This window comes from Stenotrophomonas sp. 1L-E-5-B-C3, assembly GCF_057292075.1.
The window spans coordinates 251011-277851 of record NZ_JBXAWS010000001.1 but is presented as its reverse complement, the minus strand read 5'-3'; the positions used below and the strand labels follow the sequence as shown (position 1 = coordinate 277851).

Below are 26841 nucleotides of genomic sequence, written 5' to 3'. Positions count from 1 at the left end.
CCATGCTCGACTGCATGGAGGGTGATGATGTCGCAAAGGATTTCGATGCTGCTTGCTACGCTGCTGCTGGCTGCACCTGTTGCCCACGCTGCCCCCAGCCCGCAGGCGCAACGGGAGATCGCGCAGCTGATTTCCAGCCTGGACGGCTCCCAATGCCGTTTCCAGCGCAATGGCAGTTGGCACGACGGCAGCGATGCGCGGTCGCACCTGCAGCGCAAGTACGATTACCTGCTGAAAAAGAACATGGTGGACAGCGCCGAGCAGTTCATCGAGCGCGCCGCCAGCCAGAGCAGCATGAGCGGCAAGCCCTACCGTATCCAGTGTCCGGGGCAGCCTGAACAGACCGCGGCAGCCTGGTTCGGCGCACGCCTGCAGGCCCTGCGCCACCGCACGCCGTAGACATAGGGGCGGTGTAAAGTCGAGCCACGCACGACTGCTTTTCCCGTAGCCCAGGAGAACCGCCATGAACACCACGCCGCGCACGCTGTCGCGTTCATTGAACGACCGCATGATTGCCGGCGTGATGGGCGGCATCGCCCACCGCTTCGGCTGGAACCCCACGCTGGTGCGGATCGTGTTCGTGCTGGTCTCGATCGGCTCGGCGGCCTTCCCCGGCATCCTGGTCTACCTGATCCTGTGGCTGCTGATTCCCAACGAGGCCGATTGAAGACTCCCGTGACGCCCTGGCCGATCTGGCTGCGCGCGCTGCAGGTGCTGGGCGCGGTGTGGACGTCCCCCAATTCCCTGCTCGGCGTGATCGGCGGCCTGGCCGGCATGCTTGGCGGGGCGACGCTGCGTTGGAGCAGCCGTGACTGTGCGCTGGTGTTCGATCGCTGGCCGTGGGGACCAGGCGGCGCGATCACCCTGGGCAACGTGATCCTGCATACCGGCCATGACCTGGGCATCTCCTGCCGCACCTATGCACATCAGGCCGGATGGGGCGTGGAGCCGCTGATCCGGCTGGATGACCACGAACGCGCGCACGTCTACCAGTACATGGTGCTGGGGCCGCTGTACCTGCCGGTGTACCTGCTGTGCGGCGGGGTGAGTGCGCGTAACCCGTTCGAGCGTGCGGCCGATCATTTCGCCCGGTTCGGGCGTGGCTGGTGGCCGTAGTTTCCAGCCAACGGCGCAGCCCCTCGTGGCTTGGTCGCGGAATATGTTTCATGTGATTGGGCCGGGCGGGGTGGGTTCGCGGGACACGCCGTAAACCCGTCCCTGGGGGCTCGATGGCGCCTTGCTCGTGTGCGCTGTCCTGCGCACACGGCAAGACCGGGGTTGGGCGTCCTGCCCAACCCGCCCGAGGCATGCCTCGGGCCCATGGCGCCAACGGTCCCGCGAACCCACCCCGCCCGACCCCTGACAGTTTCCGTGCGCGTCCAGCCACGGAGAAGAAAAAGAAGAGCAGAAGCGGGTCGCGCGCTGCGCTTGCTCGCGAGCCGAGCCTGCGGTCGGCTTCGCGGACTGGCCTGAAAGCAGCCGAGCGTGGGCTCGGCTCTACAAAAAGCGGCCAGCCAGGCTGCTTTTGCTTTTGATCTTCTTTTTTCTTCTCCGTGTGTGGCAGACGCAGCAGAAATCTGTCAGCGGCCGGGTGGGTGGGGCTGGCGGGGTATCCGCGGCATGGATGCCGCGGCCAAGCCCCCAGGGACGGGTTCACGGCGTCCCCGCCAGCCTCGCCCACCCGGCCAGCCCACAGGAAACCGGCTTTCCGCGATCATCCCAAACCACCCACGAGGGGCTGCGCCGTTTGCTGGAAACCCCCGATTCGTTAGCCGAAAGTTAAAGATCCGTAAGCATTCTGCTGCGATCCCGCAGTCATCTGCATGCAACCGATCGTCATTAGCCTTCGTGACGTTCCAGTCAGGTTCGACGCGGTAAGCTCTCCCTCGATGAGCTCGCAGCATCGCTCATCGAGTGCAGTACGCAGTAGCAATTTGGAGGAATACATCACATGGCAATCGTTCTTTATGTCGGTGGTAGCAAGGATGGCGAGAAGGGCGTGGTGCCCTACGGCTTCAGCAAATCCCGCGCCGACACCGCGCTGGGGCCGGAGTTCTACACGGAGCGGTTCATGGAACTGCAGGGGGTCGGCAAGGTCCGCCTGATGGCCCTGGAAGGCATGCGTGACGAGATCGTCATGCAGCGCGCCGCCCGCCACTACCGCTGACCTCCGCAACACGCGGCAGGGCGCGCCCACCATCGCGCGCCCGCGCCGGCATCCCAGCCCAGGGCCAGTCCGAGCCCTCTTTTCGCCAGGATGCCGGCGTCCACTCCGGCCTCACCGCTGAACCTCGCCCCCTGTCAATGCCTTGTCCGGCTCCGTCGTGGATTGCCAGAATGGGGTCTTCCCGTAACGCGGCACAGACCTGAAGCAATGCACGACGCCAAGAACGCCCAGAGCGCGCTCGCCCAGCAGATCGCCCAGACCATCGCCGACGAGATCGGTGCCCAGTCCGCCCAGGTACGTGCCGCCGTCGGCCTGCTCGACGAGGGCGCCAGCGTTCCGTTCATCGCGCGCTACCGCAAGGAAGTGACCGGGGGCCTGGACGACACCCAGCTGCGCAACCTGGAAGTGCGCCTGACTTACCTGCGCGAACTGGAAGACCGGCGCGCGGCGGTGCTGGCCAGCATCGGCGAGCAGGGCAAGCTCAGCGACGAACTGCGCAACGACATCCTGGCCGCCGACACCAAGAGCCGGCTGGAAGACCTGTACCTGCCGTACAAGCCCAAGCGCCGTACCCGCGCCCAGATCGCCCGCGAGGCCGGTCTGGAACCGCTGGCTGATGGCCTGCTGGCCGACCCGACGCAGGACCCTCAGGTCTTCGCGGCTTCCTTCGTCGACACCGACAAGGGCGTGGCCGACACCAAGGCCGCGCTGGAAGGTGCACGCGCGATCCTGATGGAGCGCTGGGGCGAAGATGCCGCGCTGGTCGGTGAGCTGCGCACCTGGCTGGGCGAGACCGGCGTGATCCGTGCCCGCGTGGCCGAGGGCAAGGAAACCGAAGGCGCCAAGTACCGCGACTATTTCGAACACGCCGAGGCGCTGGCGAAGATTCCCTCGCACCGCTTGCTGGCGCTGTTCCGTGCGCGCCGCGAGGAGATCCTGTTCCTGGAGCTGGACCCGGGCAACGAGGCCGAGGCCGGCCACCAGTACGCCGAAGGACGCGTGGCGCGCAAGGCCGGCATCGCCGATCAGGGCCGCGCCGCCGACCGCTGGCTGCTGGATGCCTGCCGCCTGACCTGGCGTGCCAAGCTGCACACCCATCTGCTGCTGGACCTGTTCAACCAGGCTCGCGAAAAGGCCGAGGCCGAAGCCATCGCAGTGTTCGGCGACAACCTGAAGGACCTGCTGCTGGCCGCGCCGGCGGGCCCGAAGACCGTACTCGGGCTGGATCCGGGCATCCGCACCGGCTGCAAGATTGCCGTGGTCGATGCAACCGGCAAGCTGGTCGCGACCGACACCATCTACCCGCACGAGCCGCGCCGCCAGTGGGAGCAGTCGCTGCAGACGATCAAGCAGCTGTGCGCCAAGCACAACGTGGAACTGATCGCGATCGGCAACGGCACCGCCAGCCGCGAAACCGACAAGCTGGCCGGCGAAGCGATCAAGGCTGCCGCCAACCCGAAGCTGCAGAAGGTGGTGGTCAGCGAGGCGGGCGCGTCGGTGTACTCGGCGTCCGAGTTCGCGGCCAAGGAATTCCCGGGGCTGGACGTGTCGCTGCGTGGCGCGGTGTCCATCGCGCGCCGCCTGCAGGATCCGCTGGCCGAACTGGTCAAGATCGAACCCAAGGCGATCGGTGTCGGCCAGTACCAGCACGACGTGGACCAGTACCGCCTGGCACGGGCGCTGGATGCGCGGGTCGAGGACTGCGTGAATGCCGTGGGCGTGTACGTGAACACCGCTTCGGCCGCGCTGCTGTCGCGCGTGTCCGGCCTGTCGTCCACGGTGGCCGAGAACATCGTGCGCCATCGTGACGACAATGGCCCGTTCAAGCGTCGCAAGGACCTGCTGAAGGTCGCGCGCCTGGGCGAGAAGACCTTCGAGCAGTGCGCCGGCTTCCTGCGTATCGCCGATGGTGACCAGCCGCTGGACGCCTCGGCGGTGCATCCCGAAGCCTACCCGGTGGTCGAGCGCATCGTGGCCAGCACCGCGCGCCCGATCAAGGCGCTGATCGGTGATGGCAGCTTCCTGCGCGGCCTGAAGGCAGAACAGTTCACCGACGACACCTTCGGCGTGCCGACCGTGCGCGACATCCTGAAGGAACTGGAAAAGCCGGGCCGTGACCCGCGTCCGGAGTTCAAGGCGGCGCGCTTCGCCGAGGGCGTCGAGGACATCAAGGACCTGCGCGAGGGCATGGTGCTGGAAGGCGTGGTCAGCAACGTCGCGGCCTTCGGCGCCTTTGTCGATATCGGCGTGCACCAGGACGGCCTGATCCACATTTCGGCGCTCTCCGATACGTTCGTGAAGGACCCGCGCGACGTGGTCAAGGCCGGCGATATCGTCAAGGTGAAGGTGCTGGAGGTGGACGTGGCGCGCAAGCGCATCGCCCTGACCCGGCGCCTGGACGATACCCCGGGCCAGGCCACCAGCCGCCCGGGCCAGCGCGATGACCGCGGCCAGGGGCAGGGGCCGCGCCGCGACGCAGGCGGCCAGAACCGCGGGCCAAACCGGGGCCAGGGCAATGGCGGCCGTCCCGCTCAGTCCGCGCCCCCGGCCAACAACGCCCTGGCGGAGGCCTTCGCCCGCGCCAAGCGCAGTTGAGGACCGTGTCCCCCGTCACGCTTGATTCGTGGCGGGGGACTTGTCGATTTTCCCCGTGATTGCGCACACTTGCGCCTGAGGGGGGCGTTTGGCCTCCCCGCTGTCGCTGGGGAGGGCCATGACGCCAGCAGGACCCGTTGTCTTCGTTGAGGGCTGCAGCGTTGTGCTGCGGCTGCTGCCCGCCTGTGCGGGCCGGGGACCGGATTGATGGCGGGCCAGGGAAACAACGGCAACGGGCTGCTCGAGCGGCGCCTGCAGGAACTGGCAGAGGAGCGCCGGCGCCTGGCCATGATCATCGACGGCACCGCTGCCGGTACCTGGGAATGGAACGTGCAGACCGGCGAAATGCGGGTCAATGCGCGCTGGGCGGAGATTGTCGGCTATCGGCTGGAAGAACTGGAGCCGGTGTGCCAGAAGACGTTCCTGACGCTGGTCCATCCCGACGATATCGCCCTGTCCGACGCGGCGCTCGAGGACCATTTCGAAGGCCGCAGCGACAACTATGTCTGCCTGTTGCGCATGCGCCACAAGAACGGCCAGTGGATGTGGATCCACGACCGTGGCCGCGTGTTCGAATGGGACGGGCAGGGACGACCGCTGTGGATGGCCGGTGCGCACGCCGACGTGACCGAGCTGCAGCAGGCGCGGCAGGATGCGGCCGAGAGCCGGCAGCGATTGCAGGCCGTGGTCGACGCGTCCGATGAGGTGGCGGTGATCGCGACCGATACCGAAGGCACCATCACCCTGTTCAATACCGGCGCGGAACGCCTGCTGGGTTACAGCGCGGAAGAAGTGGTCGGCCAGCGGCGACTGGGTGATTTCCACGATCCGGACGAGCTGGCGGCCTGGCTGCGTCCGCTGGCGGCTGCGGACGGAAGCCTGCCGGGCGCGTTTGAAGCACTCAGCGCCCGCGCCGATGAGCAGACCTATTCACGGCAGTGGACACTGCGGCGCAAGGATGGCCAGCCACGCCAGGTGCGCTTGTCGATCAGCCGCATGGATGGTGCCGGCGGCGCGCGGATCGGCTATGTCGGCATGTCCATCGACATCACCGAGATCCTGCAGGCGCGCGCCGAAGCACGCCTGTCGGCAGAGAAATTCGCCGGTGCGTTCACGTCGGCGGCGCTGGGCATGGCGCTGGTGTCGCTGGAAGGACGCTGGCTGGACGTCAATGACGCACTGTGCCGGATCCTGGGCTACCCCCGCGAAGAACTGCTGCAGGTTGATTTCCAGCGCCTGACCCACCCCGATGACCTGCAGACCGACCTGGCCCTGGTGCAGGATCTGCTGGCCGGGCGGCGCAGCCACTACCACCTGGAAAAGCGCTATCTCGATCGCGACGGCAAGGTGATCTGGGCGCGGCTGTCGGTGTCGCTGGTGCGCACCGAGCACGGTGAACCGCTGCATTTCGTGTCGCAGATCCAGGACATCAGCGCCCAGCGCAGCAGCGAGCAGCGCCTGTTCGAGAGCGAGCAGCGCAGCCGTATCACGCTTGATGCGGTTGCCGACCTGGTGCTCAGTGTCAGCCTCGATGGCCGCATCGACTATGCCAATGCGGCTGCGGTGCGTACCTTGGCCGGTGATGGCGCGCTGTCGCTGGCTGGGCACAAGGTGCAGGACGTGCTGGCGTTGACCACCGAGTACGCGCCTGGATCGGTGCTGGATGTCTCGGTGCTGCTGGATCCGGAAAGCAACGCAGTGGACCTGCACGCCGACCTGCTGTTGCGGCTGGGCACGGCGACCATACCGGTGGACCTCACCCGCGCCTGGCTTCGCGATGACGAAGGCCGGGTGCGCGGCGCGGTGTGGGTACTGCGCGACGATACCCAGCAGCGTGCACGCCAGCGCGAGGCGCGACACCTGGCCGAAATCGACCCGTTGACCGAGCTGAGCAACCGCCGCGGCTTCGAGGTGCACCTGCAGCAGGCGATCACCCGTGTCGAGCGCACGGGCCAGGCCGCGTCGTTGATGTACATCGACCTGGATCGCTTCAAGCCGGTCAACGACACCTGGGGCCACCTGGCCGGCGATGCGGTGCTGTGGGCGGTGGCCAGCGTGCTGCGCCATGGCGTGCGCGATTCGGATGTGGTGGCACGGCTGGGGGGGGACGAGTTCGCGGTGATCCTGTCCGGCTGTACGCCGCGGCGTGCCGCGCGTATCGGCGGCGAACTGCTGCATACCCTGGCGTCGCTGTCGATTCCATGGGACCAGGACCGCCTGCATGTCGGGGCCAGCATCGGCATCGCGCCGCTGGCTGGCGGCATGAGCGTGGACCAGGCGGTGGCTGCCGCCGACGCCCAGTGCTACCGGGCCAAGGCGATGGGACGCAACAACGTGCAGGTGCAGGGTGAGGCCAGTGAGCTGCCCGGCGACGACGCGGATGCGGCCGAAGGCTGATCTCAGCCTGTGAGAGGACGCGCGCGAATACTGCGCGCACATCCACTCATGCAGGTGATCCCATGAAGGTCTGGAACCCGGTTGCGATGCGGGCCTACGCCCCGGCGATGGTGGGCTGGTGCCTGGCGCTGGCGGCCTGCCTGCGTCTGGAAGAGGTGCGCGACGATCTGCACGCGCAGGCATTGCTGCCGGTCCTGCAGGGCGGTGCCATCGCCCTGCTGGTGTTCACGCTGTCCTGTATCGGCGGGGCCAGCATCGTGTTGTGGCGGGCGGGCAGGAAGGAGGCAGGATGATGGGACTGGGAGCGTCGCCATCATCCATGCGATCCGCGCGCGGGTTTCAACGCAGCACTTCATCCGAACTGACCAGCTGCACGTCGTGCATCAGGTTGAGATAGGCCTCGTAGTAGCCCTTGTGCGAGGCACCGACGATGGTCAGCATGCGGGTACCCGGCTGTTGGCCGAGTACGTCGCGCATGTTGGCGACCATGCGCAGGTTGCGGGTTTCCCAGTAGCCTACGTAGTTGCGGCCGAAGCCTTCCGGCGAGGGCTCGACCAGCGTCGCGCCGAAGTCGCTGTTGTAGGCCACCATCGCGGTTTCAGGCGTGTTGTAGGCGCGATACATCGCGAGCAGTCCGTCTGGCTGGGCAAGGTTGGCTTCCAGTCGTTCATCAGCAGCCCTGCGTGCCTTGACGATGGGATTGTCCCAGGCGCCCCGGATGGCCGCTGCATAGGCCTTCTGCTGGGCTGCCGGCGTTGGCGAATCCGCAGTGTGGTCGTCGACCGACCACAGGCGCTCCAGCCCCAGGCGTGCGGCAAGGACGCCGGCCACCAGGCCGGCCTCGTTGCGGCGGGCCATGCGCGTGTCGAGGAACTGCACCAGCTCTGGTGTCAGGCTGTCGGAGGCACGTCGCTCTTCCTTGGGCAGCCGCAGCCATTGGACGACTGCCGAACTGCTTTCGCCCGCGGCCAGGAACACTGCGGCCAATCGGCGTCGCTGGGCAGCGGTTGGCGCCTTCGGCCAATCCGCAAGCAAGCGCTCCATCTCTACGTTGGCGCTGGGAACGTCGAGGCCGGTGGCGGCCTGTGCCGGCGCCGGATCGATGCAGTAGCCCTCGACACTTTCGGCGTATCGGGCCGGATTGCGGCGCATGAAATCGCACTGCAGGCCGGAGAGGTTCTCGATCGCGATCGCGGTCGGCTTCCAGGCCTCCAGCCGCTTCAGCAGTGGCTCCAGCATCGCCGGTTCGAAGGTCTTCGGCAGGCTGGACAGATGCGGGCTGCCCAACACCAGCACCTCGTTCGGGCGTCCGGCGGGTGGGCCCTTCAGCTGGTCGGGATGGAAGGTTGGCCGGTAGCCGGCATCGGCAGCCAGGGCGCCGGTACTGCACAGGCCCAGGAAGAGGTAGCTGGCCAAGCGTGGAAGCATGTTGATCTCCGTGTCCGTGAACGTCCTGCAGGTCACTGCATGCTGGCCGTTTCCCTGTATCCGGGAACCTCCCGTTGGTCATGTAAACCCTTTTGCCTTGCGTTGCATCAGCCTGCTGGGCGAGGCTGTATTCCATGGACAGGTGGTGCATGACATGACATCCGGCAACTGGATGATCGATAGCGCGCGGTTGCGCCTTCGGCCTTTCACGGCCGCGGATGCGGATGAGGCGTTCGCAGCGATCACGCCGGGGCTGACCCGTTACATGGCGTTCGAGCCGCCGCCGTCGAAGGAGGCCTTCGCTGTGGTCTGGCAGGCGTGGTTGCCAACCATCGCTTCGGGCACGGACATCACCTTCGTCATCCGCCGGCGTGACGATGGCGCCTTCCTTGGCTTGGCTGGCCTGCATCGCAGCAGAGACGCCGAGCCCGAACTCGGCATCTGGATCAGCGAGGCGATGCATGGGCAGGGCTACGGCCGGGAAGCCGTATCGGCGGTGTGGTCGCGGGCCTCCGCACACCTGCGATGCGCGGCCTTCCGCTACCCGGTGGCGGAGCAGAACGCGCCGAGCCGGCGCCTGGTCGAATCGCTTGGCGGCATGCCCGTCGCGCGTGAGAAGAATGTGAAGTACACGGCAATTGTCTACCGCATTCCTGCGGCAAAGCATGGAGTTGCGACGGGCGTCGCGGAATCCGGTTAAAGCCGCCGACGGCATCGCCGATATCCCCTCTGGATCCCGCTCCAGTCACCCGCTGCAGGACCCCCGGCTGCCCCCGATGGGCGGCCCGCGCCGTGTGTTCCGCCGCTCCCTGATGCTGATCGCGCCCGCACCAGACGTTCTTGCCAGCCGCTCGAGGGGTGCCAGCCGGCACCTGTAGTCCCAGGCAACTGATGTTGCCGCCGGGCATCCCGCCCGTCGGATCGCAACCGCTTACCGGACACCGAGGATCAGACAATGCTCATTCCAGGCTTCACGGCGGGCGCGCAGGCGCCGGCCGAGCTGCATACCCGTTGGTCTCCCTGGCGCGCGCTGTTGGGTGCGTTGGCTCCCCGGCATCGGCCCAGTACCGAGCCGGCGGCGAACGACCGCGCCGAGCTTGAGGCGCAGGTCGCGGCGCTGCACCGCGTGCAGGCGGTCATCGAGTTCGGGCTCGACGGCACCATCCTGCAGGCCAACGACAACTTCCTGCAGGCAATGGGGTATCGGCTGGAAGAGATCCAGGGCAAGCATCATTCGTTGTTCGTCGATCCAGAGCACGCCGGCAGCACCGAGTACCGCGACTTCTGGGCGCGGCTGGGGCGCGGCGAGTATGACGCCGGGCAATACCGGCGCTTCGGCAAGGGCCAGCGTGAGATCTGGATCCAGGCCTCGTACAACCCGGTGCTGGACCGCCAGGGACGCCCCTACAAGGTGGTCAAGTTCGCTACCGACATCACCGCGCAGAAACTGCAGGCGGCGGACTCGGCCGGGCAGCTGGCAGCGATCGGCAAGTCGCAGGCGGTGATCGAGTTCAGCATGGATGGCCGCATCCTCTCGGCCAACGACAATTTCCTCGCCACCACCGGTTACAGCCTGGACGAGGTGCGTGGACAACACCACTCGTTGTTCGTCGAACCCGACCACCGCAGCAGTGAAGCGTACCGGCAGTTCTGGCAGAAGCTCGGACGCGGCGAATACGATGCCGGGCAGTACCGGCGCCTCGGCAAGGGCGGGCGCGAGGTCTGGATCCAGGCGTCCTACAACCCGATCCTTGACCTCAACGGGAAGCCGTTCAAGGTCGTCAAATACGCTACGGACATCACCGCGCAGGTACATGAAAACCAGGCCATGGAGCGGGCGGTGGCGCAGACCCGTGAAGTGGTGGCAGCAGCCAAGGGCGGCGATCTGACCCAGCGCGTGGCCACGGCCGACAAGCGTGGCCCGATCGCTGAGCTGTGCGAGGGTGTGAACTCGCTGGTCGAGGCGATGGCGGCCATCATCGGCCAGATCAAGTTCGCCGCCGACACCATCGCGGTGGGCGCGACCGAGATCGCGCAGGGCAACAGCGACCTGTCGCAGCGCACCGAGCAGCAGGCGGCCTCGCTGGAGGAAACCGCGGTGTCGATGAAGGGGCTGGCCGAGACCGTGCAGCGCACTGCCACCAATGCGCGGCAGGCCAGCCAGCTTGCCGGTGGTGCTGCCGATGTCGCGGCGAAGGGCGGCAGCGTGGTGCATGAAGTAGTCGAGACCATGGCGGTGATCAACACCTCGTCGCGGCGCATCGTCGATATCATCGGCGTGATCGACGGGATCGCCTTCCAGACCAACATCCTGGCGCTCAATGCAGCGGTGGAGGCTGCACGTGCCGGCGAACACGGCCGTGGCTTTGCCGTGGTCGCCACCGAGATCCGCGAACTGTCGCAGCGTTCGGCCAGCGCGGCCAAGGAGATCAAGCACCTGATCGACGAGTCGGTCGCCAACGTCGGCGCCGGTACCGCGCAGGTCGAGAGTGCCGGCCGGACCATGGACGAGATCGTGGTCAACGTGCGTCGGGTCAGCGATCTGATGACCGAGATCAGCACCGCCGCGCAGCAGCAGAGCGACGACATCCAGCAGATGAACCATGCGGTCGACCTGATTGATCAGGGCACCCAGCAGAACGCAGCGCTGGTCGAGGAGGCGTCGGCGGCGGCGCGCAGCATGGAGGAGCAGTCGGCGCAGCTGCTGCACACCGTGGCCGGTTTCCGCGTGCAGGGCGCGGCCGGGCATCTGCACGGGGCAGCGGTGCTGCGCGCGGTCTAGGCGCGCCGGTCGGGCCGTTCGCTCCCGGCCGTGGCGGCCGGGGCGCCGTGCACACGGTTGCGCCCGGCGTGCTTGGCCCGGTACAGGGCCTGGTCGGCGCGGTCGACCAGGTCGCGCGGATCGCCATTCTCGCGGGCGGCCTGCCAGGCTACGCCGATGCTGATGGTGACGACGGCTTCGGCCGCCGGCAGGCCGGCGGTTTCGACTGCCGCGCGCAACCGTTCGCCCAGGCTCAGGGCATGGGTGATATCGGGCGAGGGCAGAGCGGCGATGAACTCTTCGCCGCCATAACGGGCCAGCAGGTCGTCACCGCGTTGCAGGCAACCATCAAGGATCCCGGCGACCGCGCGCAGCCGGCGGTCACCTTCCGGGTGGCCATAGGTGTCATTGAGCCGCTTGAAGTGGTCGATGTCGATCATCAGCACGGCCAGGCCCAGCCCTTGGCGGCGTGCGCGGCGATGGGCGCTGCCGAGTGATTCGTCGAAGTTGCGCCGGTTGCCCAACCCGGTCAATGGATCGCGTCGAGCCAGTGCTTCCAGTTCGTCACGCTGGCGCTGGATCTCGACCTGGGTCAGCACGCTGCGTAATGCATAGCCGAGCATGGCGCCGATGAAGCCGACGATTGCCAGTGTTGGATGCAGGCGTGAGACCAGCAGTGCCACCATCATCAGCAACAGGGGCAGCATCAATGGAACACCAGCATCGACGACACGGCGCAGATTGCGCGATACCGCTACCGCGGGCGGCCGCCATGGGCTGCCTGCCATCACTGCGAGCAGTACGAACAGGCCACTGATCAACAGGTCACCCCAGCCGCCGTCGGGCACCTGGGGCTGGTAGTGATTGATGTAGAACGCGAGTAGAAAATAACCCAGCGCATAGGTCGTCAGGGTACGGAAGAAGTCACGCCGATCGGCATTGTCTTCGGCCAGGAAGCGGATCAGCGCGAAGCAGAATACGAGACCGTTCTGCACGGTGCTCATCGCGTTCAGACCCTGCATCCACAGGGCTGCATCCAGGTGCACCAGCGCCCGCGTGTGCACGTAGTACAGCAGCCAGAGCACGGCAATGATCGACAGGTCCACGGCGCGCACGTAGCGGTTGCCGCCCCCAGGGCTGGCCGCCACGTAGGTCAGCGGTATCCGGTAGAACACGTAGAGGATCAGCGACGACAGTGGCATCTGTGCCTGCCCGCCGCCATCCGCGATGCGGTACAGCTGGGCCAGCAGGGCGATCGAGAACAGGCCGACGGCGAAGCCGAGCAGCCGCCACTTGCAGGCGGCCCGGCTGTCGCGGGCACGCCGCACACATGCCAGCGCCGCCAGAAGGGGGGCAGCCATCAACAGCAGGAAGGAGCCTATCGGGTCCTGAGGGCCGATCAGAACAATGACAAGCGCGTGCGTGACCAGAAAAAACAGTGCAGCACGCAACGTCATGCATTCCCCCGCCCCCAGGTCCGGCTGCCCTCAAGATAGGCAGATGCACGTGAGGCTTGCAAGAAAAGTGTGCGCTGCGTCCATTGGCAACGTTGTCAGTGGTTGCCGTTGTGTTTCAGCACGATGACGCGGTGTTCTCGATGTGTGCGTACATCCAGTAGTCAGCGGTCTGGCCGCGGACCTGGCGATAGGCGCGGAGCAGTCCCTCGCGCTGCATGCCGATGCGTTCCAGCACGGCGATCGAACGGGTATTGCTGTCCAGTACCGTGGCCTGGATGCGGACGAGCGCCAGTGTGGTACGGCCCCAGGCCAGTACGGCGCGCGCCGCGTTCGTGGCCAGTCCCTGTCCATGCCAGCGGGGATCGAGGTCATACGCGAGCTCGGCGCGGCGATGCTGAAGATCGATTCCGTTCAGGCCTACGGTGCCGATCAGCAGGTTGTCTGCATCGACCAGTGCCCAGCGCCGGTCGACCGGCGAGGCTGTATAGCTGTTGATCAGGTGGCGTAGTGCTTCTGGAGAAACGTCACCCCAGCTGGTGTGTTCGGTTACGCCGGGCTGCGAAAGATAGCGCGACCAGGCGACAGCATCATCCGGCCGCAACGAGCGCAGGCGCGTGGGCGGGGTGTCGGGAAGCGAGGGGTGCAAAGGGGCGGGCATTGTTGCCAGTGTCGGCGTTCCAAACCCGGAAATGCAAAAAGGCCAGGTCGGGGACCTGGCCTTTGATGCAGTGGTGCCGGTGAAAGGACTCGAACCTTCATGGGGTCACCCCCGGCTGATTTTGAGTCAGCTGCGTATACCATTCCGCCACACCGGCAGGCAGCGTGCGAGTGTAACCGAGGTCGGCAGGGCTTTCATAGGGGGAGGGGCGATCGGGGCGCATCCTGTCGGCTTCGACCCCATGGTGGCTATACTGCGGCCGCATGTATGCCTCCAGGAGCGGTAGCCGATGACAGTGTTGCAGGACCTGAGGGTGCTGGTGGTCGAGAACGACGAGATGAGTGCTGCCTTGCTGCAGATGCAGCTGGTGCATGCCGGCGCGACTGTGGTCGGGTTGGCGGCGGGCGTGGCCGAAGCGCTGCGTCTGCTGGAAGATTCGGCGCCGGACGTGGCGCTGCTGGACTATCGCCTTGCCCGCAATGAAACCAGCGAGCCGGTCGCAGCTGCGCTGTCGGCGCGTGGCGTACCGTTCGTGCTGGCCACAGGGATGCTGGCCGAGCAGTTGCCGGAGTCGATGCTGGCCGGTGTGCTGCTGGTCAAGCCGTACCTGTCGGCGGATCTGAGCCAGGCGCTGGCGCGCGCGGTGGGGCGCTCCAGCGCGAAGGCCTGAGCCGCGCCGCTCAGGCGACTTCCTCGTACACGTAGCGGATATCCTCGCGGTCATCGAGAATTCGGTACTGCCGCGCCAGGTCGTCCGGATCGGGATTGAGCCAGGCATCGAGGAATTCCTTGCGGATAGGTACCACGCCGCGATCATGGCCAGCCGCAGCAACGTCGCCGGGCGGTGTGTCGGTGATGGTGGCGAATGACAGCAGGCGGCCCTCCGGGCCCTCCCATTCCGCCCACAGGCAGGCCAGCAGCAGGTCGCGCGGTGGATCGGGACGGAACTCCAGCACCACGTCCTGTTCCTTCTCGTCTGCGCCGAGCGTGCGTCCCGTGATGGCATGGCGCGGCACGTGCTCGTAGAACGCCTGCACCACCACCACGCCGTGGCGCAGGCCGAACGCACCACGCCAATAGCCTTCCAGGCTGTCGCGCCGCGCGTTGTAGGTACCGGGGTAGAGCACATCGTTGCGTGCGGGCTTGTCGGGAAGCCGGCACTGGTAGCGCATCGGCTTGATCACCCGCTTGCCGTTCTCGCTGATCATCACCGGCGCATAGGTGCCAGGGAAAATCCTGTTGTCGCGTGGCAGCAGTTGCACCCGGTGCAGGTCTTCAAGCCGGGCTTGCGCGCGCTCGATGCGGTTGCCGGCCACGCGCAGGTCGTTGCGTGCTTTCTGGGTAGGGCGGGTCGCCAGAGTGGCGTTGGCGACATCGCGCCGCTCGCGCTGGCGGGTCAGATCCGCTTCCAGTTCGCGCTGCTCCTGCGCATGCCACTGCTGGATCTTCGCCACGATGTCGCGGCCCTGCTCGGTGCGTGCAGCAGCGAAGCCGTCATCCATCGCCTTGGGTGTCTTCGGTCGCTTCTTGCCCGGATCGTGCGCGTACAGCTCCGCGAATTCTTCCAGCGACAGGATGGCGCCGAACTCCCGCACCAGCTTGGCGTAGTCGGCGCGGATCAGGGCGGAATAGCACATGGGGAATCTGCCGGGATGGATCGCAGCAAGTGCGACGGGGATGCGGCAGGATAGCCCGACCTATAGGGAGATACCGCATGAATGATTCCGCCACCTGCCAGTTCCGCGAGGCTGTACCAACCGTCGAGGGCTACTGCCAGTTGCGCGTGCTGGCCGGCCTGAGTGCCAAGACCGCGGAGGCCGCGGAGCGTGCGCTGCCCAATACCCTGTTTGGTGTGTGTGCCTACCAGGGCAACGAGCTGGTGGCGATGGGGCGGATCGTTGGTGATGGCGGATGCCACCTTCAGGTCTGCGATATCGCGGTGTTGCCGCGCCTGCAGGGGCAGGGCCTGGGCAAGGAAGTGATGCGGCGCCTGAGCGAGTGGATGCAGGGCAACCTGCCGCCGTCGGCCTATGTAAGCCTGTTGGCCGATGGCGAGGCGCATCGGCTGTACGCGCAGTTCGGTTTTGCACCAACGGCACCGGCATCGATCGGGATGTATCGGCGGTTCTGAGGCGCGGTCCAGCGTTTCCATCCACGCATGGCATGGATCTACTGCAGAGTCGGGGTAGATCCACGCCATGCGTGGATGGGTTCCGCCAGCAGATCGCAGGCAAAGAAAAACCCCGGTCGAAACCGGGGTTTTCAAGAATTGGCGTCCCCACGGGGATTCGAACCCCGGTCGCCACCGTGAAAGGGTGATGTCCTAGGCCTCTAGACGATGGGGACGCACGAAAACTTCAAGTTGTAGATTCTTCGACGGCCTAATGTCGAAGTGGTGGAGCCAAGCGGGATCGAACCGCTGACCTCCTGCATGCCATGCAGGCGCTCTCCCAGCTGAGCTATGGCCCCATGAAACATCGAATTTCTGCTGGGAGCAGAGTCCGTTTGAAACTGGCGTCCCCACGGGGATTCGAACCCCGGTCGCCACCGTGAAAGGGTGATGTCCTAGGCCTCTAGACGATGGGGACGCACGAAAAACTTCAAGTTGTAAAACCTTCGACGGCCTAATGTCGAAAGTGGTGGAGCCAAGCGGGATCGAACCGCTGACCTCCTGCATGCCATGCAGGCGCTCTCCCAGCTGAGCTATGGCCCCGTGTTACCGAGCCGCCCATCATACCTGCGTGTTCACATTTGTGGAAGCTTTTTTTTAAGCTTTTTTCGTTCCGGATCAACCGTAGCCACGAGGGCAGGGGAACCGCAACGCCACAACCTGAATGCCGGTGGACGGTGAACAAAAAAGACCCGGTTATCGGCCGGGTCCTCGTTGTTCGTGATGAGTGGCGTCCCCACGGGGATTCGAACCCCGGTCGCCACCGTGAAAGGGTGATGTCCTAGGCCTCTAGACGATGGGGACGCAATTCTCATCAATGTTCTTTAGCGACCTTTCGACGGCCTAATGCCGAAAGATTGGTGGAGCCAAGCGGGATCGAACCGCTGACCTCCTGCATGCCATGCAGGCGCTCTCCCAGCTGAGCTATGGCCCCACGTCGCTGAGGAGCGAAATAATAGCCTTGCCCCAGGGGGTTGGCAAGCATTTGTTGCACTTTTCTTCACGTCGATTGCGACGTGGATGTCGCTCGCCTGGGCTCATGCAGTGTCGTCGGTCAGCGCGGCCAGGATCGGGCATTGATCCAGCGTGCCGTGCCCCGGGCAGGCATCGACCAGTTGTGACAGCGCGTTGTGCATGCGCTGCAGTTCGGCCATCCGCTGCGCGATATCCAGCAGGCGTGCCTGGGCCGTGTCGCGGACGCTGCCCATGTCCTGCTGGTGGCGATCACTGAGCGCGAGCAGCTCGCCGATTTCTTCCAGGCTGAAGCCCAGTGATTTGGCCCGGCGGATGAAGCGCAGCCGGCGCAGGTCCTGCTCACCGAAGATGCGGTAGCCACCGGCCGAACGTGCGGCGGTGGGCAGCAGCTGCTGGCGCTCGTAGTAGCGGACCGTATCGATGGGCACGCCAGCCTGGCGGGCCAGTTGTCCAATGTTCATGGCGGATTCCTGCGGGTGCTGCCGGACATTGTGAAGCCTTGAGTCTGGTCAAGAGTCAAGACTTCGTCCCGAGACGCGTATTCAGCGCACTTTGCAACTTTCTTCATAGCCCTGCCGTTGGACCAGTTCCTACCCTTCGCCTGAACCGGCCATTCGATGGCCTGCAACGAACCGAGGAGGTGGTCTGTGGAAGGATTCAGGAACGAAGGATTCGTCGAGGTCGCGGTGGTCGAGTACCCGGGAGGCGATCCCTCGGCCGCCTCGGTGCTGGCCGAGATGGCGCACGTGGCCAATCGCCTGGCCCAGCAGCAGCGCCGGCCGTTCAAGCGCGTGCTGGTTACCCGCTGGATCGTGCCAGCCAGCCAGACCGGCGTGCATCGCATTGCCGGTGCGGAAATGCTCGACGCCGCCATTCCCGCGGTAATCGCGGTGCCGGGCCAGATCAGCCCCGGCGCCTGCCTGCGTGCCGACGAGATCCTGCTGGACTGGTTGCGGGCTCATTACGACGGCGGCAGCCTGCTGGCCGCCGCCAGTGATGGTGTCAGCGTACTGGCCCGCGCCGGATTGCTGGCCGGGCGTACCGTCAGCGGACCTGATCTGGCGCGGCACCCCGGCCTGCAGGCACAGGCCGCCAGCTGGGTGCCGAGTGAACGTGCACTGGTCGATGATGGCGATCTGCTGACCGTCGGCGGTTCGCAGGCCTGGCGCTTCCTGGGGCTGCGCCTGCTGTATCGGTTGCACGGGCAGGGCGTGGCCAGCGCGGTGGCGCAGCAGTTGGGGATCACCGTGCCGGCGACGATCCAGCAGGATCTGGAGCGTTTCAGCGCCAATTTCGCCCATGGCGATCGTGATGTGCTGAAAGCGCAGCGCTGGCTGCACACCACAGCAGCACGCGGCGCCACTCTCGCCGCGATCTGCGAGATCGCCGGGCTGGAGCCGCGGACGCTGCAGCGGCGATTCCTGCGGGCCACGGGGCTGCGCCCCATCGAATACTGCCAGCGGTTGCGCATCGCCAAGGCACAGACCCTGCTCCAGCAGGGGGCAGGTATCGATGAAGTGGCCTGGGGCGTGGGCTACGCGGATCAGAGTGCTTTCCGACGCCTGTTCCTGCGCATCGTTGGCATGACGCCGGCCAATTATCGCCGCCACGTCAACAGCAAGCGGCGTGAGCGGCCGTTGATGCCATCGGTGGCGGGCAGCCTGCGCGGCCTGCCGGTCCCCTCGGCACTGCAGTTGGGACGCAGTGCGGCTTAGCACCTGATCAGATGTCGCGCTTGCAACGTGGGCGCGTCCCTTCGACCATGCAGCCAGTGGACGAATGAGCAGGTGAGCTGATGTCGAGTGTTGGGCCGGTACCGATGCCGGTGGTATTGATTCTCGCGTGCGTGCTGCTGGCGATGGCCGTGGCCCATTTATGGCCACGCCGGAAGGACGGGGGGCCGCTGCCCTCGGCGGCAAGCATGGTGCTGGACATGTTGCTGATTGGCCTGCTTTGTGGCCGCATCAGTTTCGTCGCCTTGAACCTTGCCCTGTATCGCGAAGCGCCCTGGAGCATTCTGCAGATCGCAGACGGCGGCTATCACCTGCCGGTAGTGCTTGTTGCCGGACTGGCGTGGGGGCTGTGGCGGTTGCGGCGTTGGCGCGCCCTGCGTGCGCCTGTTCTGGTCGGCGCATTGATGGGTGTGCTGCTATGGGCGGGCGGCAGCCAGATGCTGTCCGCCTGGCAGGAACGGCAGATGCCGCTGCCGACGTTGCAGGTGGCTGATCTTCAGGGCGGGAAGGTTGATCTGCAGCAGTTCCGGGGAAAACCGCTGGTGCTGAATCTCTGGGCGACCTGGTGCGGGCCCTGCCGGCGCGAGATGCCGGTGCTGGCGGCCGCACAGCAGGCACACGCGGATGTGCAGTTCGTGTTCCTCAACCAGGGCGAAACCCTGGGCGAGGTCCAGGGTTTCATCGCTGGCGAGCGCCTCATGCTCGGCAACGTGTTGCTGGACGATGACGCTGCAGCATCCACCGTGCTCGGCGTGCAGGCCTACCCATCGACCCTCTTCTTCGATGCCGAAGGACGCCTGCGCGAACTGCACCTCGGCGAACTGACTGCAGCGGGTCTTGAACACAAACTGCGCCGGCTGCGGTAGCCTGCGCGGGCATCTCACTACGGAGTTCCCATGTTGTCGACTTCCCTGCGCACCGTTCCTGCGGTGCTGTTGCTGCCGGTCATGCTGGCGTTGGCCGCCTGCAGCCAGGCACAGACACCGCCGGGCAAGACTGCCGCGGCACCGGCAGCAAGTGCTGCGGCCTCCGCCGTCAAGGGCGACCGCCCGGCTGTGCTGAAGGGCATCGAGAAGCATGGCTTCGAGGTTGTTGCCGAATTCGACGCACCGGGTGGCCTGCGCGGCTTTGCTGGCGTGGTTGGCGGCCAGCAGCCGGCCGCGGCCTACGTCACTGCCGATGGCAAGCACGTACTGGTTGGCAGCCTGTTCGATGCCGAGGGCAACGATGTGGCCGCCGAGGCCGTCGAGAAGCTGGTTGCGCAGCCAATGTCGGCCAAGATGTGGACCAAGCTGGAGGCCAGTGCATGGGTGCGCGATGGCAAGGCTGATGCACCGCGCGTGGTCTACACCTTCAGCGATGCCAACTGCCCGTACTGCCACAAGTTCTGGGAAGCGGCGCGGCCGTGGGTCGATGCGGGCAAGGTCCAGCTGCGTCACATCATGGTCGGCGTGATCCGCGAAGACAGTCCGGCCAAGGCGGCCGCCATCCTCGCTGCGCGGGACCCGAGTGCAGCGCTGCTGCAGAATGAACATGAGTTCGATCGTGGCGGTATCAAACCGCTGCCGAGCATCAGTCGCGAGATCGCTGGCAAGCTCGACGCGAACCAGGTGCTGATGCTGGAAATGGGCTTCCAGGGCACGCCGGGCATCCTGTTCCAGGATGCGCAGGGCCAGGTGCAGCGTCGCGCGGGCCTGCCGCAGGGGGCCGACCTGCAGACGGTGCTGGGCCCGCGCTGAGTCGCGACTCTCATCTCGAATGACCCACAGGCCCGCATGGCAGCATGCGGGCCTGTTGCTTTTCGTGATCAAAACGGACGTTGCGGCCTGCGCATGACTTGTTCGTCATCACGTCTGAATAGTGACTGACATCAAGCCTTGCGCTTTGATTCCAATCAAGGCCAAAAACGACAGGCAAATTAGCCTGTGAGGCATGGAATACAGCGTCAACGCGCGATGGATGCCGCGCTCGCCACGCCCTGATCGGGGTCAGCCGGCGCAGCCATTCACGACAATCTCACCCCGTGCTTGTTACCCAGACCGCTGCGGTCGCCACCTCTCTGGCAGCGCGGCCTTGTTGGCGTCGGCATTGGTGCGGGCAGGACAGTGTCATCGTCCTGCGGCCTGCGATGTGCAGGCTGACTGGTGTCGTCAACGCGGTATCCGCATTTCGAGCAACGGCAACGTGAGGCCGGAGTGGCGCATGCGTGCGTCCTGTCTGCGTGCTGCAAACAGGGGTCGTTCAGGGAGGATGCAATGCGCGTGGCGGTACTGAGCCTGGCCTGTGTGACAGCACTGGCGATCACGCCGGCGTATGCACAGGTGGATGACAAGGAGGACGCGCAGGCGCTGCGTCGTGAGATTGCGGCCATGCGGCAGGCGCTGGAGGGCATGCAGCAGCGTTTGGACCGCCTTGAGCAGCGCGACGCAACCGTTGCGCCTGCTACAGCACAGGCACCCGCCGCCGTGGTCGCGCCTGGCAGCACTGCCAACCTGCTGCACCCCACCCAGGTACCGGGCGTGGCACAGCCGGTGCTGCCGCAGCGCGAATCGGTGGCCGATCCGTCCACCGCCGCGTCGCGACCGGACAGTGCGGCCGGCCCGACCGATCCGGATCTGAAGGGCTTCTTCGCCATTCCGGGTACTGACACGGTGATCCGTATCGGCGGCTACGCCAAGCTGGATGCCATCGCCGATTCGCGTGCAGCGGGGGATGAGGATCAGTTCATTCCCTCGTCGATGCCGGTCGGTGGCAGTCATCGTGATGTCTCGAACTTCAACATCCATGCCAAGCAGACCCGCTTCAGCTTCGAGGCGCGTCGTCCGACCACGCACGGCAACCTGCGCTTCTACCTGGAGAATGACTTCTTCGGTAGCAGTGACGGCTACGAATTCCGGTTGCGCCATGCCTATGGCCAGCTGGGCAATACCTACGCCGGTTACGGCTACTCCAGCTTCATGGATCCGGACAGCCTGCCTGACACATTGGACTTCGCAGGGCCCGGTGGTGCCGGCTACCTGTTGGTGGCGGGCATCCACCACAGTTTCGCGATGGGCAAGGGCAACACCCTGACCGTCGCCGCCGAAGATCCGAAGACCGAACTGGCCGGCGCCAGCGATGAGCGAGCCGCAGTGAACCGCCTGCCCGACGTGACGGTGACCGCGCGCATGGAGCGCGACTGGGGCCACCTGCAGCTGGGCGCGGTGGCACGCAGCCTGGCCTATGACGGCGATGGCGAGCGCGACCGGCGTATGGCCGGTGGCCTGCAACTCAGCGGTTCGGCCTCGGTAGGCGAGCGCGACCTGCTGCTGTTCGGTGCCCTCGGCGGGCGCGGCCTCAGCCGTTACACCGCCGACCTGACCGGCTCCGGACTGGACGCGGTGGTCAGTGCCGATGGCCGTCTAGACGCGCTGGACCTGCACGGCGGTTTCGTCGGCTACACCCATTACTGGTCCGAGCTGTGGCGTTCGAACCTGATCTTCGGCCAGCTGACCCTGGAGCGGAATGCCGCACTGGCGGCCGATGCATTCCGGCAGAGCCGCTACGGCGTGTTCAACCTGATCTGGAGCCCGGCACCGTCGTGGACGATGGGCATGGAGCTGCTGTACGGCCGCCTGGAACAGCAGAGCGGCGCGCGCGGCGACACGGTCCGGGTGCAGGGCAGTCTGCAATACAACTTCATCAAATAGGCGCCAGCGGTCGTACGCCAGCGTAACCGTCCCCACGCCCGGTTGTACCGGGCTCATGCCAGTACAGGAGATTGTCATGGCAGAAGCAAAGAAAATCGGGGTGGTCGGAGCCACCTTCCTCGTCGCCGGCAACATGATGGGCTCAGGCGTGTTCCTGTTGCCGTCCAGTCTGGCCAAGATCGGCACCGCCTCGATCTGGGGCTGGCTGATCACCACCGCCGGTGCGCTGCTGCTGGCCTTCGTGTTCGCCAAGCTGGGCAAGCTGGCACCCAAGGCGGGCGGCCCCTATGCCTACGCGCGTGACTGGTTCGGGCCGTACATGGGCTTCCAGACCAATACCATCTACTGGTTTGCCAACTGGATCGGCAACGTCGCCATCCCGATCGCGGCGGTGGGCTACTTCAGTTACTTCTTCCCGATCCTGTCCGAGCCGCTGGTGCGCTGCATCGCGGTGCTTGTGCTGGTGTGGGCGCTGAGCTTCGCCAACATGATCGGCCCGGCCTTCGTCAGCCGCGTGCAGACGGTCACCACCAGCTTCGCGCTGGTGCCGATCCTGGGCATCGCCATCTTCGGCTGGTTCTTCTTCGATGCCGACATCTTCAAGGGCGCCTACAACGTGTCCGGTGAATCCAACTTCGGCGCGATCTCCAGTGCCGCGGCACTGACCCTGTGGGCCTTCATCGGCGTCGAATCCGCCTCGGTCACTGCCGGCGTGGTGGAGAATCCGGAAAAGAACGTGGCCCGCGCCACCCTGGCGGGCGTGTTCCTGGCTGCCATCGCCTACATCGCCAGTTCGTCGGTGATCATGGGCATGGTGCCCAATGGCGAGCTGCAGACCTCCGATGCTCCGTTCGCACTGGCTGCCGCCAAGGCCGTCGGTGGCTGGGGCGGCGCGCTGGTGAGCCTGTGTGCCTTCATCGGCGCTGCCGGTTCGCTGGGCGGCTGGATCCTGCTGACCGCACAGAGTGCCAAGGCGGCCTCCGATGATGGCCTGTTCCCGAGCATCTTCAGCAAGACCAACAAGGACGACGTGCCGGTCAAGGGCGTGCTGATCGTGGCGGTGCTGATGACCCTGGCGGTGCTGGTCACCTCCACCTCGGAAACCGCATCGGCCCAGTTCGACGTGATCACGTCGGCGGCGGTGGTGCTGACCCTGCTGCCCTACATCTACTCGTGCGTGGCCTGCTACTTCGTAGTCGAGCGTTCGCACACCCTGGTCCACACCGGTGCGTTCTGGACCCTGACCAGCCTGACCGTCGTGTACTGCCTGTGGGCGATCTACGGCTCGTCGGGAACCATCGTGCAGTACGCCTTCCTGTTCGTGCTGTTCATCACCGTGTTCTATCCCTTCTTCAGCGAGGAGCGCCGCCAGCAGCGGCAGCGCGCCCGCGAGGCATCGGCCATCAGCGCCGGCGCCCAGCGTTCCTGAGTTAGTCAAGGAGAATCAACGTGTACTTCAAGTCCCTGGATTACCCGGTCATTGTCATCGACAACGACTACGAGTCGCCGCGCATCGGCGGCATCCTGATCCGCGCGCTGGTGGAGGAGCTGCGCAGCAACGACCAGCGCGTGCTGTGCGGCCTGAACCTGGATGATGCCCGCGCCGGTGCCCGCACCTACGTGGCGGCCTCGGCGGTGCTGATCTCGATCGATGGCAGTGAAGAGGTGGATGGCGAGTTCCAGCGCCTCACCGCCTTCCTGCGCGAGCAGAGCGCGCGCCGCGCCAACCTGCCGGTGTTCCTGTACGGCGAGCGCCGCACCATCGAGAAAGTGCCGAGCAAGCTGCTCAAGTACATCCACGGCTTCATCTTCCTGTTTGAAGATACCAAGAGCTTCATCTCGCGGCAGGTGATGCGCGCGGCCGAAGACTACATGAAGAACCTGCTGCCGCCGTTCTTCAAGGCATTGATCCACCATGCGGCCGAGTCGAACTACTCCTGGCACACGCCAGGCCATGCCGGCGGCGTGGCGTTCACCAAGTCGCCGGTCGGGCGCGCGTTCCATCAGTTCTACGGCGAGAACACCCTGCGCAGCGATCTGTCGATCTCGGTGCCGGAGCTGGGTTCGCTGCTCGATCACACCGGCCCGATCAAGGACGCCGAGAACGAGGCCGCACGCAATTTCGGTGCCGACCATACCTTCTTCGTCACCAACGGCACCTCCACTGCCAACAAGATCGTCTGGCACGGTACGGTGGCCCGCGGCGACGTGGTGTTCGTCGACCGCAACTGTCACAAGTCGCTGCTGCACGCGCTGATCATGACCGGTGCGGTACCGGTGTACTTCACCCCCAGCCGCAACGCGCACGGCATCATCGGCCCGATCAGCCTGGACCAGTTCACGCCGGAGTCGCTGCAGCAGCGCATCGCCGCCAACCCGCTGGCCAGCCAGGCCCACAAGGCCGGCTCCAAGCCGCGCATTGCGGTGGTCACCAACTCGACCTACGACGGCCTGTGCTACAACGCCGAGAAGATCGCCGACGAGATCGGCAGCGCGGTCGATTTCCTGCATTTCGACGAAGCGTGGTACGCCTATGCTGCGTTCCATCCGTTCTACGAGAACCATTACGGCATGGCCAAGGGCAAGCCGCGTGAGCAGGATGCGATCATCTTCACCACGCATTCCACCCACAAGCTGCTGGCTGCGTTCTCGCAGGCGTCGATGATCCACGTGCGCAATTCGGCGCAGCGCAACCTGGATGCCGAGCGCTTCAACGAGTCGTTCATGATGCACACCTCGACCAGCCCGCACTACGGGGTGATCGCGGCCTGTGATGTGGCGTCGAAGATGATGGAAGGCGATGCCGGCCGCTCGCTCGTACAGGAAATGCATGACGAAGCCATCGCCTTCCGCCGCGCGATGCTGCACGTGCGCGATGACCTCGGTCGCGACGACTGGTGGTTCAGCGTGTGGCAGCCGACCCAGGTCGAGCGCAGTCTGGACAAGGGCGATACGCCAGCGCCGCTGGTGGCCAAGCGCGAGGAGTGGTACCTGCAGCCGGATGCGCACTGGCATGGCTTCGAGAACCTGGTCGACGACTATGTGCTGATCGACCCGATCAAGGTGACCCTGCTGACCCCGGGCCTGGCGATGGACGGCAGCATGGGCAAGCTTGGCATTCCGGCAGCGGTGCTTAGCAAGTTCCTGTGGGGCCGCGGCATCACCGTGGAAAAGACCAATCTGTACTCGGTGCTGTTCCTGTTCTCGATGGGCATCACCAAGGGCAAGTGGAGCACCCTGGTCACCGAGCTGATGGCGTTCAAGGAACTCTACGACCGCAATGCGCCGCTGAGCCAGGCACTGCCGACGCTGGCTGCCGACTATCCGAATGCCTACGCCGGTTGGGGCCTGCGTGACCTCTGCGACGCGCTGCATGCGTTCAACCAGGAATTTGCCGTGGCCAAGGTGATGCGTGAGATGTATGTGGATCTGCCGACGCCGGTGATGACCCCGGCCGATGCCTACAACCACCTGGTCAAGGGCGAGATCGAGCGGGTCGACATCGAGCAGATCAGTGGCCGCATTGCGGCGACCATGCTGGTGCCGTACCCGCCGGGCATCCCGACCATCATGCCGGGCGAGCGTTTCGGTGACAGCGACGAGCCGATCATCCAGTCGCTGCGCATCGCCCGCGAGCAGAACGCCCGTTTCCCGGGCTTCGAATCGGACGTGCACGGGCTCATCATCGAGCAGGAGGGTGATGCGGTTTCGTACAAGGTGGAGGTGCTGAAGGCCTGACCGGCAACGGTCGGCCGTTCGGCGAACGATGGATACCGCGCGCGAGCAACGCATCCTGACGTTCTCGATCGGGGTCACCCTGGCGGTGAGCGCGGTCGGTTTCAGTGGTGGCCTGCTGGTGGGATCGCAGGCCATCCTGTTCGACGGCGTGTACAGCCTGGTCGACGTTGCCTTGACCCTGGTGTCGTTGTCGGTGCTGCGGCTGGTTGCGCGGGAACAGAGCCCGCGCTTCCAGTACGGCTACTGGCACCTGGAGCCGATGGTCGAGGCGCTGGGCGGGGTGATCCTGTCGCTGGCCTGCGTGTACGCGCTGGCCAACGCGGTGATCGGTTTGACCACGGGCGGGCACGAAGTGAAATTCGAGCCCGCGCTGTGGTGGGCGGCATTGCTGAGTGCCAGCAACCTGGCGATGGCGGCGTTCGTCGCGCAGCGGGCGCGGCATCTGCGCTCCGCGCTGTTGTGGCTGGATGTACGGGGCTGGTTGCTGGGTGGGTTGATGAGCCTGGCGGTGGTGCTGGCCTTCGTGTTGGCGCTGGTCCTGCACGGTGGCGAGTGGCACCACTGGGTGCCGTACCTGGATTCGATCGTGCTGGCGTTGATCAGCCTGGCGGTGCTGCCGGTGCCGGCGCGCAGCGCGTGGAAGGCCATGCGCGAAGTGCTGCAGGTGGCACCGGATGATCTGGACCGGCGCGTGCAGCGGGTGATGCAGGCGTTCGTCGCCGAGTGTGGCTATGCCGGTTTCACCAGCCATGTGGCGAAGATGGGGCGGATGCGCTTCATCGAAATCCACGTGCTGGCCGACCCGGCCACGCCGCTGGGTTCAGTGGGCGAGGTCGATGCGATGCGTGACGAGATTGCGGTGCGGCTGGATGCGCGGGGCAGCACGTTCTGGTTGACCATTGATTTCACGGCAGACCCAGCGTGGACGTGACCACGAATCTGTAGAGCCGAGCCCATGCTCGGATGCTCCACGCGAACGGCAGCCGAGCATGGGCTCGGCTCTACAAATGGGCGCGATCGTTGCGCATGGCGGACTACTCTGTTGCGCCAGTTCCATTTGACCTCAACCGGAG

23 protein-coding genes and 7 tRNA genes are annotated in these 26841 nt (G+C 65.8%); 18 read left to right on the top strand and 12 right to left on the bottom strand.

The window, feature by feature from the left end:
• Nucleotides 1-27 precede the first annotated feature (27 nt).
• The 7 genes from AC0Z6F_RS01240 to AC0Z6F_RS01210 all read left to right on the top strand — a co-directional run bounded on the left by AC0Z6F_RS01240 (nucleotide 28) and on the right by AC0Z6F_RS01210 (nucleotide 7452).
• Entirely contained in the window at nucleotides 28-399 is a 372-nt protein-coding gene (locus AC0Z6F_RS01240; protein ID WP_006374019.1) for a YfeK family protein, read from the top strand.
• Nucleotides 400-463: 64 nt separating this feature from the next.
• Nucleotides 464-667, top strand: coding sequence for a PspC domain-containing protein (locus AC0Z6F_RS01235; RefSeq protein WP_006374017.1), 204 nt, complete (start codon nucleotides 464-466; stop codon nucleotides 665-667).
• Complete coding sequence (locus tag AC0Z6F_RS01230) at nucleotides 664-1116, top strand: hypothetical protein (RefSeq protein ID WP_006374015.1); 453 nt, start codon at nucleotides 664-666, stop codon at nucleotides 1114-1116. The genes AC0Z6F_RS01235 and AC0Z6F_RS01230 overlap by 4 nt, the downstream gene beginning before the upstream one ends.
• Nucleotides 1117-1951: 835 nt before the next feature.
• Nucleotides 1952-2167, top strand: a complete 216-nt coding sequence (locus AC0Z6F_RS01225) for a hypothetical protein (protein ID WP_005410085.1) — start codon at nucleotides 1952-1954, stop codon at nucleotides 2165-2167.
• A gap of 207 nt (nucleotides 2168-2374) precedes the next feature.
• On the top strand, nucleotides 2375-4762 hold the full coding sequence (locus AC0Z6F_RS01220; protein WP_485616419.1) for a Tex family protein: 2388 nt from the start codon (nucleotides 2375-2377) through the stop codon (nucleotides 4760-4762).
• A gap of 207 nt (nucleotides 4763-4969) precedes the next feature.
• Nucleotides 4970-7159, top strand: a complete 2190-nt coding sequence (locus AC0Z6F_RS01215) for a PAS domain S-box protein (RefSeq protein WP_485616421.1) — start codon at nucleotides 4970-4972, stop codon at nucleotides 7157-7159.
• 62 nt (nucleotides 7160-7221) lie between these two features.
• Entirely contained in the window at nucleotides 7222-7452 is a 231-nt protein-coding gene (locus AC0Z6F_RS01210) for a hypothetical protein (protein ID WP_006373937.1), read from the top strand.
• Nucleotides 7453-7498: 46 nt separating this feature from the next.
• Here AC0Z6F_RS01210 and AC0Z6F_RS01205 read toward each other — a convergent pair whose 3' ends face one another.
• Nucleotides 7499-8587: a DUF5694 domain-containing protein gene (locus AC0Z6F_RS01205; RefSeq protein ID WP_100468854.1), complete on the bottom strand. Its 1089-nt coding sequence runs from the start codon at nucleotides 8585-8587 to the stop codon at nucleotides 7499-7501.
• On the opposite strand from AC0Z6F_RS01205, the gene AC0Z6F_RS01200 reads away from it, so the two are divergent.
• Both AC0Z6F_RS01200 and AC0Z6F_RS01195 read left to right on the top strand, forming a co-directional pair.
• Nucleotides 8586-9287, top strand: a complete 702-nt coding sequence (locus AC0Z6F_RS01200; RefSeq protein ID WP_485616424.1) for a GNAT family N-acetyltransferase — start codon at nucleotides 8586-8588, stop codon at nucleotides 9285-9287. The genes AC0Z6F_RS01205 and AC0Z6F_RS01200 overlap by 2 nt on opposite strands.
• A gap of 255 nt (nucleotides 9288-9542) precedes the next feature.
• Nucleotides 9543-11369 carry a methyl-accepting chemotaxis protein gene (locus tag AC0Z6F_RS01195; protein ID WP_485616426.1) on the top strand — a complete coding sequence of 609 codons (1827 nt, stop codon included), beginning with the start codon at nucleotides 9543-9545 and terminating at the stop codon, nucleotides 11367-11369.
• On the opposite strand, the gene AC0Z6F_RS01190 is transcribed toward AC0Z6F_RS01195, so the two are convergent.
• The 3 genes from AC0Z6F_RS01190 to AC0Z6F_RS01180 form a co-directional block, all read right to left on the bottom strand.
• Nucleotides 11366-12805 (bottom strand): GGDEF domain-containing protein, encoded by a 1440-nt coding sequence (locus AC0Z6F_RS01190; protein WP_485616428.1) that lies wholly within the window; start codon nucleotides 12803-12805, stop codon nucleotides 11366-11368. The genes AC0Z6F_RS01195 and AC0Z6F_RS01190 overlap by 4 nt on opposite strands.
• Before the next feature lie 115 nt (nucleotides 12806-12920).
• Nucleotides 12921-13463 (bottom strand): GNAT family N-acetyltransferase, encoded by a 543-nt coding sequence (locus AC0Z6F_RS01185; RefSeq protein ID WP_485616430.1) that lies wholly within the window; start codon nucleotides 13461-13463, stop codon nucleotides 12921-12923.
• 71 nt (nucleotides 13464-13534) lie between these two features.
• Nucleotides 13535-13620: transfer RNA gene (locus AC0Z6F_RS01180), tRNA-Leu, on the bottom strand.
• Nucleotides 13621-13752: 132 nt separating this feature from the next.
• On the opposite strand from AC0Z6F_RS01180, the gene AC0Z6F_RS01175 reads away from it, so the two are divergent.
• The gene (locus AC0Z6F_RS01175) at nucleotides 13753-14133 is read left to right on the top strand and encodes a response regulator (RefSeq protein WP_006373810.1); all 381 of its coding nucleotides are present in this window, start codon (nucleotides 13753-13755) and stop codon (nucleotides 14131-14133) included.
• 10 nt (nucleotides 14134-14143) lie between these two features.
• On the opposite strand, the gene AC0Z6F_RS01170 is transcribed toward AC0Z6F_RS01175, so the two are convergent.
• The gene (locus AC0Z6F_RS01170) at nucleotides 14144-15100 is read right to left on the bottom strand and encodes an SOS response-associated peptidase family protein (RefSeq protein WP_485616432.1); all 957 of its coding nucleotides are present in this window, start codon (nucleotides 15098-15100) and stop codon (nucleotides 14144-14146) included.
• A gap of 77 nt (nucleotides 15101-15177) precedes the next feature.
• Between AC0Z6F_RS01170 and AC0Z6F_RS01165 the strand changes: the two genes are divergently transcribed.
• Complete coding sequence (locus tag AC0Z6F_RS01165) at nucleotides 15178-15594, top strand: GNAT family N-acetyltransferase (RefSeq protein ID WP_006373806.1); 417 nt, start codon at nucleotides 15178-15180, stop codon at nucleotides 15592-15594.
• A 139-nt stretch (nucleotides 15595-15733) separates the two neighbouring features.
• On the opposite strand, the gene AC0Z6F_RS01160 is transcribed toward AC0Z6F_RS01165, so the two are convergent.
• From AC0Z6F_RS01160 to AC0Z6F_RS01130, 7 genes are all read right to left on the bottom strand, one after another.
• A tRNA-Glu gene (locus AC0Z6F_RS01160) sits at nucleotides 15734-15809 on the bottom strand.
• A 47-nt stretch (nucleotides 15810-15856) separates the two neighbouring features.
• Nucleotides 15857-15932 (bottom strand) — tRNA-Ala (locus AC0Z6F_RS01155).
• 43 nt (nucleotides 15933-15975) lie between these two features.
• A tRNA-Glu gene (locus AC0Z6F_RS01150) sits at nucleotides 15976-16051 on the bottom strand.
• A 49-nt stretch (nucleotides 16052-16100) separates the two neighbouring features.
• Nucleotides 16101-16176 (bottom strand) — tRNA-Ala (locus AC0Z6F_RS01145).
• Between the two features lie 185 nt (nucleotides 16177-16361).
• Nucleotides 16362-16437: transfer RNA gene (locus tag AC0Z6F_RS01140), tRNA-Glu, on the bottom strand.
• A 54-nt stretch (nucleotides 16438-16491) separates the two neighbouring features.
• Nucleotides 16492-16567: transfer RNA gene (locus AC0Z6F_RS01135), tRNA-Ala, on the bottom strand.
• Between the two features lie 103 nt (nucleotides 16568-16670).
• Nucleotides 16671-17069 carry a heavy metal-responsive transcriptional regulator gene (locus tag AC0Z6F_RS01130; protein WP_006373782.1) on the bottom strand — a complete coding sequence of 133 codons (399 nt, stop codon included), beginning with the start codon at nucleotides 17067-17069 and terminating at the stop codon, nucleotides 16671-16673.
• Between the two features lie 186 nt (nucleotides 17070-17255).
• Here AC0Z6F_RS01130 and AC0Z6F_RS01125 point away from each other — a divergent pair, with 186 nt between their 5' ends.
• The 7 genes from AC0Z6F_RS01125 (at nucleotide 17256) to AC0Z6F_RS01095 (ending at nucleotide 26699) form a co-directional block, all read left to right on the top strand.
• Nucleotides 17256-18323 (top strand): GlxA family transcriptional regulator, encoded by a 1068-nt coding sequence (locus AC0Z6F_RS01125; protein WP_006373781.1) that lies wholly within the window; start codon nucleotides 17256-17258, stop codon nucleotides 18321-18323.
• 80 nt (nucleotides 18324-18403) lie between these two features.
• Nucleotides 18404-19207, top strand: a complete 804-nt coding sequence (locus AC0Z6F_RS01120) for a TlpA disulfide reductase family protein (RefSeq protein WP_006373780.1) — start codon at nucleotides 18404-18406, stop codon at nucleotides 19205-19207.
• Between the two features lie 30 nt (nucleotides 19208-19237).
• Nucleotides 19238-20080, top strand: a complete 843-nt coding sequence (dsbG, locus tag AC0Z6F_RS01115) for a thiol:disulfide interchange protein DsbG (RefSeq protein WP_006373779.1) — start codon at nucleotides 19238-19240, stop codon at nucleotides 20078-20080.
• Between the two features lie 516 nt (nucleotides 20081-20596).
• On the top strand, nucleotides 20597-22030 hold the full coding sequence (locus AC0Z6F_RS01110) for a DcaP family trimeric outer membrane transporter (protein ID WP_485616433.1): 1434 nt from the start codon (nucleotides 20597-20599) through the stop codon (nucleotides 22028-22030).
• A gap of 76 nt (nucleotides 22031-22106) precedes the next feature.
• Entirely contained in the window at nucleotides 22107-23459 is a 1353-nt protein-coding gene (gene adiC / locus AC0Z6F_RS01105) for an arginine/agmatine antiporter (RefSeq protein WP_006461445.1), read from the top strand.
• Between the two features lie 20 nt (nucleotides 23460-23479).
• The gene (locus tag AC0Z6F_RS01100) at nucleotides 23480-25768 is read left to right on the top strand and encodes an Orn/Lys/Arg family decarboxylase (protein ID WP_197584951.1); all 2289 of its coding nucleotides are present in this window, start codon (nucleotides 23480-23482) and stop codon (nucleotides 25766-25768) included.
• Between the two features lie 28 nt (nucleotides 25769-25796).
• Nucleotides 25797-26699, top strand: coding sequence for a cation diffusion facilitator family transporter (locus AC0Z6F_RS01095; protein WP_485616436.1), 903 nt, complete (start codon nucleotides 25797-25799; stop codon nucleotides 26697-26699).
• Nucleotides 26700-26841: the final 142 nt, after the last annotated feature.

Coding starts and splice junctions, on each gene's coding strand:
- AC0Z6F_RS01195 (WP_485616426.1), top strand. CDS start 9,543: ATGCTCATTCCAGGCTTCACGGCGGGCGCGCAGGCGCCGGCCGAGCTG.
- AC0Z6F_RS01170 (WP_485616432.1), bottom strand. CDS start 15,100: ATGTGCTATTCCGCCCTGATCCGCGCCGACTACGCCAAGCTGGTGCGG.
- AC0Z6F_RS01130 (WP_006373782.1), bottom strand. CDS start 17,069: ATGAACATTGGACAACTGGCCCGCCAGGCTGGCGTGCCCATCGATACG.
- AC0Z6F_RS01200 (WP_485616424.1), top strand. CDS start 8,586: ATGTTGATCTCCGTGTCCGTGAACGTCCTGCAGGTCACTGCATGCTGG.
- AC0Z6F_RS01175 (WP_006373810.1), top strand. CDS start 13,753: ATGACAGTGTTGCAGGACCTGAGGGTGCTGGTGGTCGAGAACGACGAG.
- AC0Z6F_RS01185 (WP_485616430.1), bottom strand. CDS start 13,463: ATGCCCGCCCCTTTGCACCCCTCGCTTCCCGACACCCCGCCCACGCGC.
- AC0Z6F_RS01110 (WP_485616433.1), top strand. CDS start 20,597: ATGCGCGTGGCGGTACTGAGCCTGGCCTGTGTGACAGCACTGGCGATC.
- AC0Z6F_RS01190 (WP_485616428.1), bottom strand. CDS start 12,805: ATGACGTTGCGTGCTGCACTGTTTTTTCTGGTCACGCACGCGCTTGTC.
- AC0Z6F_RS01225 (WP_005410085.1), top strand. CDS start 1,952: ATGGCAATCGTTCTTTATGTCGGTGGTAGCAAGGATGGCGAGAAGGGC.
- adiC (WP_006461445.1), top strand. CDS start 22,107: ATGGCAGAAGCAAAGAAAATCGGGGTGGTCGGAGCCACCTTCCTCGTC.
- AC0Z6F_RS01240 (WP_006374019.1), top strand. CDS start 28: ATGTCGCAAAGGATTTCGATGCTGCTTGCTACGCTGCTGCTGGCTGCA.
- AC0Z6F_RS01210 (WP_006373937.1), top strand. CDS start 7,222: ATGAAGGTCTGGAACCCGGTTGCGATGCGGGCCTACGCCCCGGCGATG.
- dsbG (WP_006373779.1), top strand. CDS start 19,238: ATGTTGTCGACTTCCCTGCGCACCGTTCCTGCGGTGCTGTTGCTGCCG.
- AC0Z6F_RS01095 (WP_485616436.1), top strand. CDS start 25,797: ATGGATACCGCGCGCGAGCAACGCATCCTGACGTTCTCGATCGGGGTC.
- AC0Z6F_RS01215 (WP_485616421.1), top strand. CDS start 4,970: ATGGCGGGCCAGGGAAACAACGGCAACGGGCTGCTCGAGCGGCGCCTG.
- AC0Z6F_RS01235 (WP_006374017.1), top strand. CDS start 464: ATGAACACCACGCCGCGCACGCTGTCGCGTTCATTGAACGACCGCATG.
- AC0Z6F_RS01220 (WP_485616419.1), top strand. CDS start 2,375: ATGCACGACGCCAAGAACGCCCAGAGCGCGCTCGCCCAGCAGATCGCC.
- AC0Z6F_RS01165 (WP_006373806.1), top strand. CDS start 15,178: ATGAATGATTCCGCCACCTGCCAGTTCCGCGAGGCTGTACCAACCGTC.
- AC0Z6F_RS01205 (WP_100468854.1), bottom strand. CDS start 8,587: ATGCTTCCACGCTTGGCCAGCTACCTCTTCCTGGGCCTGTGCAGTACC.
- AC0Z6F_RS01120 (WP_006373780.1), top strand. CDS start 18,404: ATGTCGAGTGTTGGGCCGGTACCGATGCCGGTGGTATTGATTCTCGCG.